The organism is Longimicrobium sp., from assembly GCA_036387335.1.
In the GTDB taxonomy this organism is placed as follows: domain Bacteria; phylum Gemmatimonadota; class Gemmatimonadetes; order Longimicrobiales; family Longimicrobiaceae; genus Longimicrobium.
Genome location: DASVTZ010000262.1, coordinates 1 through 13,127, shown reverse-complemented (window position 1 = coordinate 13,127; position 13,127 = coordinate 1). Strand labels below are relative to the sequence as shown.

Here is a 13,127-nt window from a genome sequence, read left to right as displayed (position 1 = left end):
GCGCCGCAAGCCGTTGCGTGCGCACGATTTGCGCGCTTTGCCGCCCGCTCCGGAGACGCGGGCCGGGCGTTCGGTCGCCGTTCGATGAACCGCGGAGCTTCGTTCATTGAACGGCGCGGGCACCCCCTGTTCTGACGCCGGGTGGCGCCCCGCGCGGAGGGCGGGCTATCTTCGGAGCGACCTCCCGACCCGCACACACTTCGCACGGATGAGCCATGAGGCGTACCGTCCTGCTCGCGCTGGCGCTGGCCGCGTGCGCCCCCGCGGCGCCGCGCACCGCCCCCGCCCCCGCGAACGCCGGCCAGCAGGCGCGCTACGACCGCTTCGCGCGCACCTTTCTGGACTGGTACTACGCCGCCGATCCGGTGCGCTCCACCGGCCTGGGGATCCACCGCTTCGACGAGCGCCTCCCCGACCTCTCACGCCCCGCGATCGACCGCCGTACGGCCGAGCTGCACCGATTCCTGGCCGAGCTGGGCACCATCGACCCCGCGTCCCTTAACCAGGACGCGCGGTTCGATCACCAGATCCTCGACCACGCCCTGCGCGCCGAGCTTCTGGAGTGGGAGGAGGTGCGCGGGTGGCGAAAGAACCCGTCGTACTACAACAACGTGGTGGCGGGTGGTCTGGCGTCGATCGCCTCGCGCGAGTTCGCCCCTGCGCCGCGGCGGATGGAGCTGCTGATCGCGCGCATGGAAGGCATCCCGGCGGTCCTGGCCGCCGCGCGCGCCAACCTCGCCGACGTCCCGCAGCTCTGGGCGACGGACGCGGTGCGGAACACGCGCGGCACAGTGAGCTTCCTGCGCCAGGATCTCCCGGCCGCCCTCGCCGCGCAGGGCGCCGGCAGCGCCGACGCCGCGCTGCGCACGCGCTTCGAGGCCGCGCGCAATCGCGCCATCACCGAGATGGAGGGGTACGCGGCGTGGCTGGAGAGGGACGTGGTACCCACGGCCCGCGGCGACTTCCGCCTGGGGCGCTCCGTCTTCGAGAGGAAGGTGAAGTACGAGGAGTTCGTCGACCTGACGGCGGACCAGCTTCGCGACGTGAACGAGCGCGCCATCCGCGACTACCACGCGCGGGTGGCCCGCGAGGCGGCGCGCATCGACCCGCGCCGCACTCCGCTCCAGGTGATGGACTCCATCACGGGCGTGCATCCCACGCCCAAGCAGCTCATCCCCACCGCCCGCGCGCAGCTCGACACCATCCGCCGCTTCATCGTGGAGCACGGCATCGTCACGCTGCCCAGCGACCGGATGCCGGTGGTGCGCCCGACGCCGGAGTACGCGCGGCAGGGCTTCGCCTCCATGGACACCCCGGGGCCCTTCGAGGACGTCGCCACGGAGGCGTTCTACAACATCACCAACGTGGACCCCGCGTGGACGGCGGAGCAGAAGGAGCAGCACCTCACCTACTTCAACTACCCGGGCCTTCTGGGAATCACGGTGCACGAGGCGATGCCCGGCCACTTCGTGCAGCTCCTCTACCGCTCGCAGATCCCCACCGAGGTGCGCAAGGTCTTCACCCCCTCGTCGCTGGTGGAGGGGTGGGCGCACTACGCGGAGCAGATGATGGTGGACGAGGGGCTGGGCGGCGGCAGCCCGGCGGTGCGCCTGGGCCAGCTGCGGCGCGCGCTCCAGCGGCACGCGCGCTGGCACGCCGGCCTCGCGATGCACGCCTACGGCGCGTCGGTGGAGGACGCGGCGAAGCGGTTCGAGGAGATCGCCTTCTTCGCCCCCTTCCCCGCCCTGCGCGAGACGCAGCGCGGCACCAACGATCCTACGTACCTGTACTACGCCCTGGGCCGCATGCAGATCCTGAAGCTGCGCGACGACTACCGCCGCCACCTGGAGTCGCAGGGCAAGCCCTTCTCCCTGCGCGAGTTCCACGACCGCTTCCTGCGCCTGGGCCTCCCGGTTTCGCTCGCGCGCCGGGCGATGATCCCGGGGGATACGGCGGCGGGGTTGTAGGAGGAGGGCCCTCACCCCCGCTCGTTCCTCGCTGCCCCCTCTCCCGATAACAGGAGAGGGCTCCGCCCTCGCCGTTATCGAGAGAGGGAGCTGGGTGTGCTTCGGCGCGCAGAGGGCCCCCTCCCCCCGACCCCCTCCCCCGCCTGCGGGGGCGCAGGGCGGGTGAGGGGGAGAACTGCCGTTCGCGCCCGTGTCACGGGCTGCTTCGCCGCCCGCCCTGCGCGCACCCACATCGGTAGGGGCAGACCTGCGTGTCTGCCCACCCTTGCCCCCGCCCCGCCGCCCGGCGCCAGGCCCGAAACCTCGTAGGGGCCGCCCCACGTGGCTGCCCGTGCCCGCCCGCACGACGAACCCCGCCTCCCCGCACACCCAAACACGCCACCGCCCCTCCCCCAGGCGGTTTTGGGGGAGGGGCCGCGAGGAACGAGCGGGGGAGGGGCCCCCGCCCGGCCCCGCCCGCCCTACAACAGCGCCGCCGTCGACCGGCTGTCCTTGACGACCTGCTCCATGCTGCACAGGCGCGGCTCCTTGTCCGGCCGCCAGCGCAGGAAGCGGGTGCCGTGGCGGAAGCGGTCGCCGCTGAAGTGGTCGTACTGCACCTCCACAACGAGCTTGCTGGCCAGCGGCTCCCACTGCGTGGAGCGCTCGGTGCTCCAGCGACTCGGCCCACCCGGCGCGGAGCCCGTGAAGCCCGGCGCCTCCACCAGCTTCTCCAGCTCGGGAGTCAGGCGCGCGCGCTCCTCCTCGGGGATGGCGCTGCAGAAGCCCACGTGGTGCAGCAGCCCGTCCGCTGTGTACAGCCCCAGCAGCAGCGAGCCGACGATCTTCTTCTTCGCTGCGTAGCGGAAGCCGCCCACCACGCATTCGGCGGAGCGCAGGTTCTTCACCTTCACCATCGCCGTGCGCTCGCCGCTGGCGTAGGCGGCGTCCAGGCGCTTCGCCATGATGCCATCCAGCCCCTTCACGCCGCCGCACAGCCAGTCGTTCGCCTGCGCCGCATCCGTGGTGGCGCGCGAGAGGCGGATGCGCTCGTCGTCCCCAAAGAACTGCTCCGCGAACGCCTCCAGCTTCGGGCGCCGCTCGGCGAGGGGGCGCTCGATCAGCGGAGCGCCGCGCGCGCCCAGCAGCAGGTCGAAGGTGATGAAGACCGCCGGGTGCGCCGCGGCCAGCTTCTGCACGCGGCTGGCGGCGGGGTGCAGGCGAAGCTGCAACTCCTCGAAGCTGAGCGAATCGCCCACGGGCACCACGATCTCGCCATCCAGCACGAAGCGGCTGGCCCGCAGCGAGCGGAGGTTCTCCACCACGTCGGGGAAGTAGCGCGCCAGCGGCTTGCCGGACTTCGAGCGCAGATCCACCTCGTCGCCGTCGCGGAAGGCGAGGCAGCGGAAGCCGTCCCACTTGGGCTCGTACTGCCACCCCTCGCCCGCGGGGATCTCCGCCTGCGATTCGGCCTCCATGGGCGCGTAGTCCAGCGCGATCGGCAGATCCATCGGGCTCTCGGGGTCGTGGGCAAGTAATCGGATGCAAGTCCTAGGTGCTAAGTGCTAAGTCCTAAGTGAAAAGCGCACTCACGCACTAACGCACTCACGCACTTCAGTCCAGCACTTAGCACTTAGCACTTAGCACTTTCGTCCAAATCACATCACCTTCTTCAGGTCGAAGCGGCCGCGGTTCAGCACGAGCGGGCGGAACAGGTCGCCCAGCTCGGCTACGCGCGCGGGGACGTTGCGCAGGGTGAAGTCCTCGATCTCGATCCCCGCCTCAACCTCGTCCCAGGTGACAGGGGTCGAGACGGTGGCGCCGGGCTTGGGGCGGACGGAGTAGACGGAGGCCAGCGTGCGCCCCCACGCGTTCTGGTTGTAATCCACCAGCACGCGCCCGGCGGGCCGCTTCGCCACGCGGTACTCGGCGGTCACGAGATCGGGGAAGCGCTTCTCCAGCGTCTGCGCGAACCACTTGGCGTAGGTCCACACCTGTTTCTGCAGCGGCCCGCGCACGATGGGCACGTAGATGTGGATTCCCTTGCTCCCCGTGGTCTTGGGGTAGCTCTTCATCCCCTGCTTGGCCAGTGCGTCGCGCACGTGAAGCGCCACCTGCCGCACGCGCGCGAAGTCTGCGCCGGGGACGGGATCGAGGTCGAAGTGGAGGTAGTCGGGGCGGTTGTAGTCCTCACACACCCCGTACCACTGGTTGAGGTCGATGCACCCCAGGTTCACGGCCCAGAGCAGCGACGCCTCGTCGTCGATGATGGGGAAGTCGATGATGCTCTTGGACCTGTGCTCGATGGCGCACGTCTTCAGCCACTCGGGCGCTCCCGGCGGCGTGCGCTTCATGAAGAAGAAGGGGCCCTTGTAGCCGTTGGGGTAGCGCTTCATCACCATCGCCCGTCCACGCAGGTGCGGCAGCAGCCACCTGGAGACGGCGAGGTAGTAGCGCAGCAGGTCGCCCTTGGTGATCCCATCCTCGGGCCAGAAGGGCTTGTGGAGGTTGGTGAGCCGCACCACCCGTCCTCCCACCTGCACCTCGCACTCCTTGCCGCGCGCAGGGATCAACTCCGTGCCGGCGGTTTCCGTTGCCGTGGATCGGGGGCTCATCAAAAGTGGGGTTCGGGTTGCCGCCACCTGCGCCGCGAGCACCTCCGGATTCGCAACAACCCTGCCGGTGAGGTCCGGGTGTTGCGGACCCCGCGCTCAGCACCCGCCGCACCATGGAGCCGAGATGCCCCTCACCCCCGAACTCGATCCCACGCCCGCGGAGGCGCAGTCGCTCACGCTGCGGCTGTGGGCGGCGCTGGCGCGTGCGTACGGCGCCGTGCAGGCCCACGCCGCGGACGACCTGGCGCGGCATGGCCTCACGCCGGCGGATTTCGGGGTCCTGGAAGCGCTCCTTCACCGCGGCCCCATGCTCGTGGGCGAGGTGCAGCGGCGCGTCCTGGTCTCCAGCGGCGGCATCACCTACCTGGTGGACCGCCTGGAGAAGCGCGGCCTGGTGGAGCGCCGCGGCCACCCCCTCGACCGCCGCGCCCGCCTCGCCGCGCTCACGGACGAGGGCGAGTCGCTGGTGAAGCGCATCCTTCCCGAGCACACCGCGCGCATCAAGGCCGCGCTCGCCCCGCTTGGCAAGAAGGAGAAGCGCGAAGCCATCCGCCTCCTGCGGGCGCTGGTGGGGGATGCGGAGGAGTGAGGAGCCCTCACCCCCGCTCGTCACCTCGCTGCCCCCTCACGGTGCGTCGAGCACGAGGGTGGCGAGCCCCGGCCACTCCGCGCGGAGCAGGCGTGCGAGCAGGTGGAGGCCCCACACCTCGGCGCGCCTGTGGCCCACCGCGACGACGGCGATGCCGGTCTCGAGGACGGCCGCGCGGGCGGGGGCGCGCATCTGTCCGGTCACATAGACGCCCGCGCCCCTGGCCGCAGTGTCGCGCACCAGTGCGTCCGTCATCGCGCCTACCATCGCCACGCGCTCGATCAGGCTGATTCGCCCGGGTTCGACGTGTTCCGGCTCCCCGAACTCCGCGGCGATCCGCTTCACAAGCGCCTCCCTCCCACCCGTGAAGTCCCCGATCATCCCGAGCGGGCGACCCCCCTTCGCCCCGAGCGCCTCCACGTTGGCAAGGCCCAGCGCCTGCGCGAGCTCAGGGTTGTAGCCGATGGTCAGCCGCTCGTCGAACGGAAGGTGGCTCGCCAGAACCCCGACGCCTGCCGCAAGCTCGGCTGCCTCCACGCCCCACGGCCGGTGCAGGAAGAGCGCATCCAGCCCCTCATCCTGCACCCGCTCCATCACCGCGGCGGATGGCTCCAGCGCCAGCCCGAGCCTTCGAACGTCGCGTGTACATACCACGATGATGCTGGGCGGCTGATCCGCGAAACGATCCGCGCCGGTGATCTGCTCGATGCTGGCGGCGAGGTCGGAAAGGCCGGGCATGGCGTCAGAGGGCGGGGTTCGGAGCGGGGGCGGGCACGGGCAGCCACGCGGGGCGGCCCCTACGGGATTCCTTCCGATCCGCGATGATTCGCGCGGGGGCGAGGGTGGGCAGACACGCAGGTCTGCCCCTACCGGAATCGGTGTGCGGAGGGCGGGCGGCGGCGCAGCCCGTGAGACGGGCGCGATAAATCGCGCCCCTACCGGGTCTGTGCGGCGCGGGCTGCAGTTCTCCCCCTCACCCGCCCTGCGCCCCCGCAGGCGGGGGAGGGGGCCGGGGGGAGGGGGCCCCGTACGGCGACTCCGCACGGTACCGCAGCTCGAACTCCTCGCGCGTGACCAGCGTGCGCACGTCGGTCATGCGGTCCACGGTCAGGATGCCGTCCAGGTGGTCGATCTCGTGCTGGAGGAGCTCGGACAGGTCGCCGTCCGCCTCCACCTCGTGCCAGGCGCCGGCGAGGTCCTGGTAGCGCACGGTGACCGACGCCCGGCGCGGCACCTGGCAGAAGATGCTCAGGAAGCTCAGGCACCCGTCCCATACCGTCACCACTTCGTCGCTGTGCGCCACGATGGACGGATTGACGAAGGGCCACGGCGTCGCGCCGTCGACGTTCAGGAAGACGATCCGCTCCAGGACGCCGATCTGCGGGGCGGCGATGGCGCGACCGTAGCCGGTGGTCGCGCGCGAGTGCGCCAGCGTGTCCGCAAGGTCGCGCACCGTCTCCGCCACGTGGGGATCGGCGGGGTCGTGTACGGGCGCGCAGATCTCGCGCAGGAGCGGGTCGCCCAGGCGGACGATGGGACGGACGGACATCAGCTCAGCAGGTTGACGAAGACGGTGATGATCACCGCGTTGGTGAAGTCGATGAAGAACGCGCCCACCATCGGCACCACCAGGAAGGCGCGCGGCGAGGGGCCGTACCGCTCCACCATCGAGCGCATGTTGGCCATGGCGTTGGCGGTGGTGCCCAGCATGAAGCCGATGAACCCCGCGCCCATCACCGCCGAATCGTAGTCGCGCCCCATCAGGGGGAAGACGGGCCACGCGGCGATCAGCGCCACCAGGATCACCTGCACCGCGAGGATGGCGAGCATGGGGAGCGCCAGGTTCGAGATCTCCCACAGCTTCAGCGTCATCAGCGCCATGGCTATGAAGAGCGCCAGCGCCACGTTCCCCACGTCGTCCACCGTGCTCTGCCGGATGCCGATCCAGCCGAGCGCGTCGTCCAGGTTGCGGATCAGCGCGGCGACGAGCATGGCGCCGATGTAGGCGGGGAGGGTGATGCCCAGCGCGGTGAAGCCGGCGCTGACCCATGATCCGGCCCACATCGCCAGGAGGATGAGCACCACGGCCTTGAGCAGCTCCCACGACCCCTCGTCCTCACCCTGCGGCGCGGCGGGGGCAGGCTCGGCGAGCTGCGCCTCCACGATGTCCGTGGCGACGGGCGTCTCGATCTCCGCGGGGGTGCGCAGCTTCCGGTTGAGCCGGTGGCGCTCCACCAGCCGCGTCCCCACCGGCCCGCCGATCACGCCGCCGAAGACGATCCCCACCATCGCCGATGCGACCGCGATGGTGGTGGCGCCCGGCACCCCCGCCGCCTCGAAGGTCGGCGCGAAGGCGAGCCCCGTCGCGGGTCCGCCGGTCAGCGTCACCGAGCCGGTCAGCACGCCGAAGAGGGGGTGGAGGCCGAACATCGTCGCAATCCCTGCCCCGACGACGTTCTGCACGACCGCGAAGAGGGTGGCGAGGCCGAAGAAGAGGAGCACCTGCGGACCGCCCACCTTGAGCAGCCGCAGCGACGCCGCGTAGCCGATGGTGGTGAAGAAGGCGATCATCAGCGGCGCCTGCAGCGTGGTGTCGAACTCCCAGAGCGGCGTGTCGCGCGAGTGCGCCGCCCAGCCCACCAGCGACGCGATCAGCCCGCCGATCACGGGGCCGGGGATGTTGTAGCGCGCGAGCACGGGAAGCATCCGCCGCACCCCGTATCCAACCACGAGCACCACGCCCGCGAACGCTAGCGTGTGCACCAGGTCCAGCTTCAGCATCGGTTACTCCGCCGCGAGCTTGAAGGGGGTGAAGTCCGTCTCCCGGTCGAAATAGTCCTCGTGCTCCGCCCGCTTCAGCGCGTTCACCACCCAGTAGGTGAAGGGGGTCGCCGCCACCTCCCAGAGCACCTTGAGGACGTAGTTGGAGAGCATCACCTGCATCACCAACGGCGTCTTCCACACCCCCAGGAAGGCGACCGGGTAGAAGATCGCGGAGTCGACCGCCGCGCCCACGATGGTGGAGCCGATGGTTCGCGAGAAGAGCCAGCGGCCGGCGGTGGCCACCTTCATCCGCGCGAGCGCATACGAGTTGGCGAACTCGCCCACCCAGAACGCCGCGAGCGACGCCAGCACGATCCGCGGAGTCTGCCCGAAGACGGAGACCAGCGCCTCCTGCCCCACCCACCCCGCCGCGGGCGGAAGCGCCAGCACCACCCAGCTCATCAACGACGCGAAGGCCAGCGCCCCGAACCCGGTCCATACCACGCGGCGCGCGCGGGCGTAGCCGTACACCTCGGTCAGGACGTCGCCGAACAGGTAGGAGATGGGGAAGAACAGGATTCCCGCGCCGAAGTTATACCCCCACAGCGACGCCGCCTTCCCCGGCCCGATCAGGTTGCTGCACAGCAGCACCGTCACGAACACCGCCGTGATCAGGTCATAATACTTGTAGCTCTTGCGCACCGGTGCGGACATGAGGACGCGCGCGGAAGGAGGGGAGGTGGGATGCCGCGACTAGTGTAGCGGACGGGTGGAGGCGGCGCAAAGTGCCCCCGGGCCCTCACCCCCGCTCGTTCCTCGCTGCCCCTCTCCCGATAACAGGAAAGGGCTCCGCCCTCTGTTATCGGGAGAGGGGGCGTATGTGGTTGTGAGGCCCACAGATCCCGGTAGGGGCGCGATTCATCGCGCCCGTGCCCCGTGCGGCACCGTCATCCGTGGCGATCACAAACACCCGTAGGGGCAGACCTGCGTGTCTGCCCACCCTTTCCGCCGCCCCGCCCCCCGCACCGGACACCAATCCCGTAGGGGCCGCCCCACGTGGCTGCCCGTGCCTTCCCGCGCGCCGCCGCCCGCACTTACGCACCTCACCCCTCGATCCGATGCGGCACGAACCGGCTCAGATTATCCGTGATCGGGCCGCCCGACTCGCGGATGCCCATGCCGGCCGGGCTCTGCCCCACGATCCAGCTCCCGATCACCGGCTGCCACCCGTCGAAGGCTGGCAACGGCGCGTACTCCTGGAACACGAACCCCTCCTCGCCGTAATCGCCGCCCGTCTCCGCCTGCGTATGCCAGGGGGAAACGATGCGCACGTTCGCTCCCTCGCGCGAAAGGAGCGGCTTGGCGACGTACGCGTCCGCCGGGGTGAAGAGGAGGTCGTCGCGGTAGGCGGGGAGGAGGTTGGGATGGCCGGGGTTCCGCTCCCACAGGATCGGGAGGATGCCCTTGTTGGAGAGGATCATCTTCCACGCGGGCTCCATCCACTGCACCGGCGCCCGCACGCGCCCCAGGTTGATCCCGAACTCCTCGTGCACCATCCACTCCCACGGGTACAGCTTGAAGACGCAGCGGATGGACGTCCCCTCCGCGTCCACGAACTCCCGCGCCCTCGGGTCCCACCCGATCTCCTCCACCGGGAGCTGCACCGTCTGCAGCCCCGCCTGCTCCGCGCAGTCCCGAAGGTACTCCACGGTCGCCTCGTCCTCCGCGTCCGGCAAGGAGGCGAAGTGGACGCGGCCGGAGACGAGGTAAGGGCGCAGCTCCGCCCACGTCTCCACCAGCGCCTCGTGGATGCGGTTGAACTGGTCGGTGCCGGGAAAGCGGTCCTCCAGCCAGTACCATTGCGCCACCGCCGTCTCCACCAGCGACGTGGGCGTGTCCGCGTTGTACTCCAGCATCTTGGGCTCGCCGCGCCCGTCGTACGACAGGTCGAAGCGCCCGTACAGCGAGGGCGCGTCCTCCTCCCACGACGCCTCGATCAGCGGCACCGCGAGCGGCGGGATCGCCAGCTCGGCGTAGCGCTTCCCCTCGATCACCGCCTCCGCCGCCTCCAGGCAGAGGGCGTGGAGCTCGCGCGTGGCGTCTTCGATGCGCCTCACCTCGGCCATCGAGAAGACGTAGTGCGCCTCCTCGTTCCAGTACGGCACTCCGCCGGCCGTGTGGTGGCGCAGCCCGACCTCCTGCACGCGGCGCTCCCAGTCGGGGCGCGGCGGATTGGCTTCGCGGCGCACGCTCAGCTCCCGGCGCGTCCGATCCCGCCGCTGCGCCCGGCGCCGATCCGCCCGAAGCCGCCCCGGGACACCCTGGGGCGCGGCGCGTTGGCCACCACGGCGCCGCCGGGCCCGGTGCGCCCGATCCCACGATTGTCGTAGTAGATGCCGCGGTGGTAGATGGGGAAGAAGATGGGAACGAAGCCGGTGCGGGGCTGGTCGTCGCACACGTCGGGGTTCTCGGGATCGCACCACCCGCGCACTGTCTGCTCCGGGCGATCGTCGGCGCACCCCACGGCGCCGGCGGCCAGGGCGGATACCAGGGTGAGGCGTACGGCAGTGGACTTCTTCACGGGTCGCCGTTTGGCAGAGGCCAGCCGATGCGCCGGACGTTCGCCGGGCATTGGAAACACAGGGTGTTACGACGCTCGCGAGCCATCGGTTCCACGCCCCGCGAGCCGCTACGTTCGTCGGCTAGCAAGATGCACCCGGTGCGCCTTCCGCGCGAACCGGTCACTCCCGCACCCGCTCAGCGCGCCACCGTCAGCACCAGCGAACCGTACGCGTGGCCCTCTGGTTGCGCGCGGTACTCGCGCGAGCGGGCGACGAAGCGGTACTCGGCGGACCACTTCCGCGTCCGGAACCCCGCCGCCGCCTCGCCCTCGCTGACGAAGGGCAGCTTGCGCGCTGTAGAGCGGCTCCCGAAGGTGTTGCCATCCAGGAAGATGTCGCGCACCACCCACTCCTGCCGCCCTGCCAGCCGCGCATACGGACCCGCGCCGCGCCCCAGCACCCCCGACGCGCCCACCGCCGCCGCCGTCCTCACGTTCCCGATCTCCAGGCGGACAGCGGGCTCCACTCGCACCGCGCCCCCTTCCCAGCGCCTCCCCTCCTGGAAGCGCAGGAGGATGCCGGGCTCGAAGCCGGTCTGGTGCGCCCACCCCACCTGCCGCTCCGAACCCGTCAGCCGATGCACCCCGTTCTGCACCGGCTCTCCCAAAGCAGGCGGCCCCGTTACGCCGAGCTCCACCTCCACCGACCGCACCCCACGCCCACTCTCCCGCGCAACCCCGCCGCCCGCGTAGAGCCACGCCCCATACGGCCGCTCCCCGGGAATCGGGGTGGCCGCATCCCGCCGCGGCGTGTAGATCCGCTGCCCCACCTCGACGCGAGTCCGCCCGCACGCCTGCGCCGCGCCCGCATCACACGCGCGCAGCCACCCTGGCATCCACCGCGGCGCCGAATCCAACTCCAGACCCACTACGAGCCCCTGCGTGTAATCGTAATCCGCCGGCGCCCCCCGCCCACGCAGAGCGAGGATGTCGTTGTCCAGCCTCAGCATCACGGAGCGCACCCCCTGAGCTCCCGCCGGCCCAGCCCAGAGCAGGGCAACCACGACCATCGAGATCCGAATCCGCACACCCATTCTCCCGTAATCAAACACCGCCCCCTCTCTCGATAACGGCGAGGGCGCAGCCCTCTCCTGTTATCGGGAGAGGGGGCAGCGAGGAACGAGCGGGGGTGAGGGCCACCCACCTTGCCCCGACGAAACCGCCCCCGCCACATTCCGAACCCAACACGCACACCCACGGCCACGGGAGAAAACGCATGGTGGAGCTGGAGATCGAGGGCGGTGCACTGCACCTGGAAGTGAAGGGGATGGACAAGCTGTGGGCGCTCAAGAGCTCGCTCACCATACCGCTGCAGCACGTGCGCGGCGCGCGGCGCGATCCGGCGGTGGCGCGCGGATGGTACAAGGGGCTGCGCGCGCCGGGAACACACATCCCCGGCGTCATCGTGGCGGGGACCTTTTACCAGGACGGCAAGCGCATCTTCTGGGACGTGCACCGCGCCGAGAACACGATCGTCATCGAGCTTGCGGACGAACGCTACGACCAGCTGATCGTCGAGGTGGCCGATCCCGATGCGGCGGTCGCGCGGATCGGCAAGGCGCTGGCGGGCTGACCGTTTCCACGGAGTCCCGCGCGGCCGAGATCCGCCTGGCGTGGGCGTACGTCGCGGCGGATGAAGCCGGAGCCGCCGCCGCATCCGTGGCGGCGGTGGACGGCGCGCGCCGCGCATTCCGCGACGAGGGCGACCGCATCGTCCCCGAGGCGCCGGGCGTGGAGCACCTCCTCGTGCCCGTCGTCGCATATCGCGCGCTCCCGCCGCGCCGCCGGCCGCGCAGCTTCTGCCCGGTGTGCCTGGAGCGGGTCTGGCTCAAGCTGGGCGCGCGCAACCGCCCCCACTACGCGCACCTTGCCGGCTCTGAGTGCGCCGCCGCGCGCGGCGAGGGGGCGCTGCACCACGCCGCCAAGGTGCACCTCGCGGAGCAACTCGGCCGCGGTGGGCCGCTGCGTGTGCGCCCCGTCTGCCACCGTGTGCCGCAGGAGCGCAGCACGGAGCGCTGCACCGCCGCCCCCGAGAACACGTGGCCGCTGGAGTGGGACGAAGTGCGCGTGGAGCACTCCCTTCCCTCCCTGCGCGCGGACCTGGTGCTCCTGCGCGGCGGCTCCATCGTAGCGGCCGTGGAGGTCTACGCATCGCACGCGGTGGACGACGAGAAGGCCGCCAAGTACCGCACCCTTGGGCTCCCGTGGATCGAGGTCCCCGCGCGCGGCGTCCTCCCGGACCACTGCGACCCGTGGACTCCGGACGATCCCCTCCCCCTGCTGGGCGACAGCCGCCTCCACCCGCGGGTGTGGCGCTGTCCGCGTCACGAGGGGCTGTACCGCGGACTCCTGGAGGACGAGCGCAACGGCACCCACCGCGTGGCGCGGCGCCTGGTGCACGTCTACCGCGCCAACGCGGGCCGCAGCTCGGGCGAGAACCGCTGCCGCGCCGTGGGGATCTCGATGATGGAGCGGCGCGAGGAGGGCGAGGCCGCCGAGTCGTGGCTGGAGCGCGACGACAGCGGCGCGCGCATCGGCTCCCCCGTGCTGGGCGCCGACCGCGCCGAGACGCGGCGCATCCTGCACGAGCAGTT

Annotated in this window: 13 protein-coding genes; 4 read left to right on the top strand and 9 right to left on the bottom strand. The window is 71.0% G+C overall.

Translation table 11 applies throughout. The features are described from left to right. Positions 1-215 precede the first annotated feature (215 nt). The gene (locus tag VF647_26145; GenBank protein HEX8455589.1) at positions 216-1,967 is read left to right on the top strand and encodes a DUF885 domain-containing protein; all 1,752 of its coding nucleotides are present in this window, start codon (positions 216-218) and stop codon (positions 1,965-1,967) included. A gap of 461 nt (positions 1,968-2,428) precedes the next feature. Here the strand turns inward: VF647_26145 and VF647_26140 are convergent, their stop codons facing one another. Together VF647_26140 and ligD are read right to left on the bottom strand one after the other, a co-directional pair. After that, on the bottom strand, positions 2,429-3,457 hold the full coding sequence (locus tag VF647_26140) for an ATP-dependent DNA ligase (GenBank protein ID HEX8455588.1): 1,029 nt from the start codon (positions 3,455-3,457) through the stop codon (positions 2,429-2,431). 147 nt (positions 3,458-3,604) lie between these two features. Next, on the bottom strand, positions 3,605-4,561 hold the full coding sequence (gene ligD / locus VF647_26135; protein HEX8455587.1) for a non-homologous end-joining DNA ligase: 957 nt from the start codon (positions 4,559-4,561) through the stop codon (positions 3,605-3,607). Between the two features lie 124 nt (positions 4,562-4,685). Here ligD and VF647_26130 point away from each other — a divergent pair, with 124 nt between their 5' ends. After that, the gene (locus tag VF647_26130; protein ID HEX8455586.1) at positions 4,686-5,150 is read left to right on the top strand and encodes a MarR family transcriptional regulator; all 465 of its coding nucleotides are present in this window, start codon (positions 4,686-4,688) and stop codon (positions 5,148-5,150) included. Between the two features lie 36 nt (positions 5,151-5,186). On the opposite strand, the gene VF647_26125 is transcribed toward VF647_26130, so the two are convergent. From VF647_26125 to VF647_26095, 7 genes are all read right to left on the bottom strand, one after another. After that, entirely contained in the window at positions 5,187-5,888 is a 702-nt protein-coding gene (locus VF647_26125) for a Nif3-like dinuclear metal center hexameric protein (protein ID HEX8455585.1), read from the bottom strand. Positions 5,889-6,123: 235 nt separating this feature from the next. Further along, the gene (locus tag VF647_26120) at positions 6,124-6,699 is read right to left on the bottom strand and encodes a peptide deformylase (protein HEX8455584.1); all 576 of its coding nucleotides are present in this window, start codon (positions 6,697-6,699) and stop codon (positions 6,124-6,126) included. Beyond that, on the bottom strand, positions 6,699-7,931 hold the full coding sequence (gene gltS, locus VF647_26115; protein ID HEX8455583.1) for a sodium/glutamate symporter: 1,233 nt from the start codon (positions 7,929-7,931) through the stop codon (positions 6,699-6,701). The genes VF647_26120 and gltS overlap by 1 nt, the downstream gene beginning before the upstream one ends. A 3-nt stretch (positions 7,932-7,934) precedes the next feature. Next, on the bottom strand, positions 7,935-8,627 hold the full coding sequence (locus VF647_26110; protein ID HEX8455582.1) for a queuosine precursor transporter: 693 nt from the start codon (positions 8,625-8,627) through the stop codon (positions 7,935-7,937). 389 nt (positions 8,628-9,016) lie between these two features. After that, a complete protein-coding gene (locus tag VF647_26105; protein HEX8455581.1) occupies positions 9,017-10,162 on the bottom strand; it encodes a glutathionylspermidine synthase family protein in 1,146 nt (381 codons plus the stop codon). A gap of 2 nt (positions 10,163-10,164) precedes the next feature. Beyond that, positions 10,165-10,494 (bottom strand): hypothetical protein, encoded by a 330-nt coding sequence (locus tag VF647_26100; protein HEX8455580.1) that lies wholly within the window; start codon positions 10,492-10,494, stop codon positions 10,165-10,167. Between the two features lie 176 nt (positions 10,495-10,670). Then, positions 10,671-11,543, bottom strand: coding sequence for a lipid A deacylase LpxR family protein (locus VF647_26095; protein ID HEX8455579.1), 873 nt, complete (start codon positions 11,541-11,543; stop codon positions 10,671-10,673). 206 nt (positions 11,544-11,749) lie between these two features. On the opposite strand from VF647_26095, the gene VF647_26090 reads away from it, so the two are divergent. Together VF647_26090 and VF647_26085 are read left to right on the top strand one after the other, a co-directional pair. After that, complete coding sequence (locus VF647_26090; GenBank protein HEX8455578.1) at positions 11,750-12,106, top strand: hypothetical protein; 357 nt, start codon at positions 11,750-11,752, stop codon at positions 12,104-12,106. A gap of 86 nt (positions 12,107-12,192) precedes the next feature. Then, positions 12,193-13,127, top strand: a 935-nt coding sequence (locus tag VF647_26085) for a competence protein CoiA family protein (protein HEX8455577.1), incomplete at its 3' end; no start/stop codon positions are given.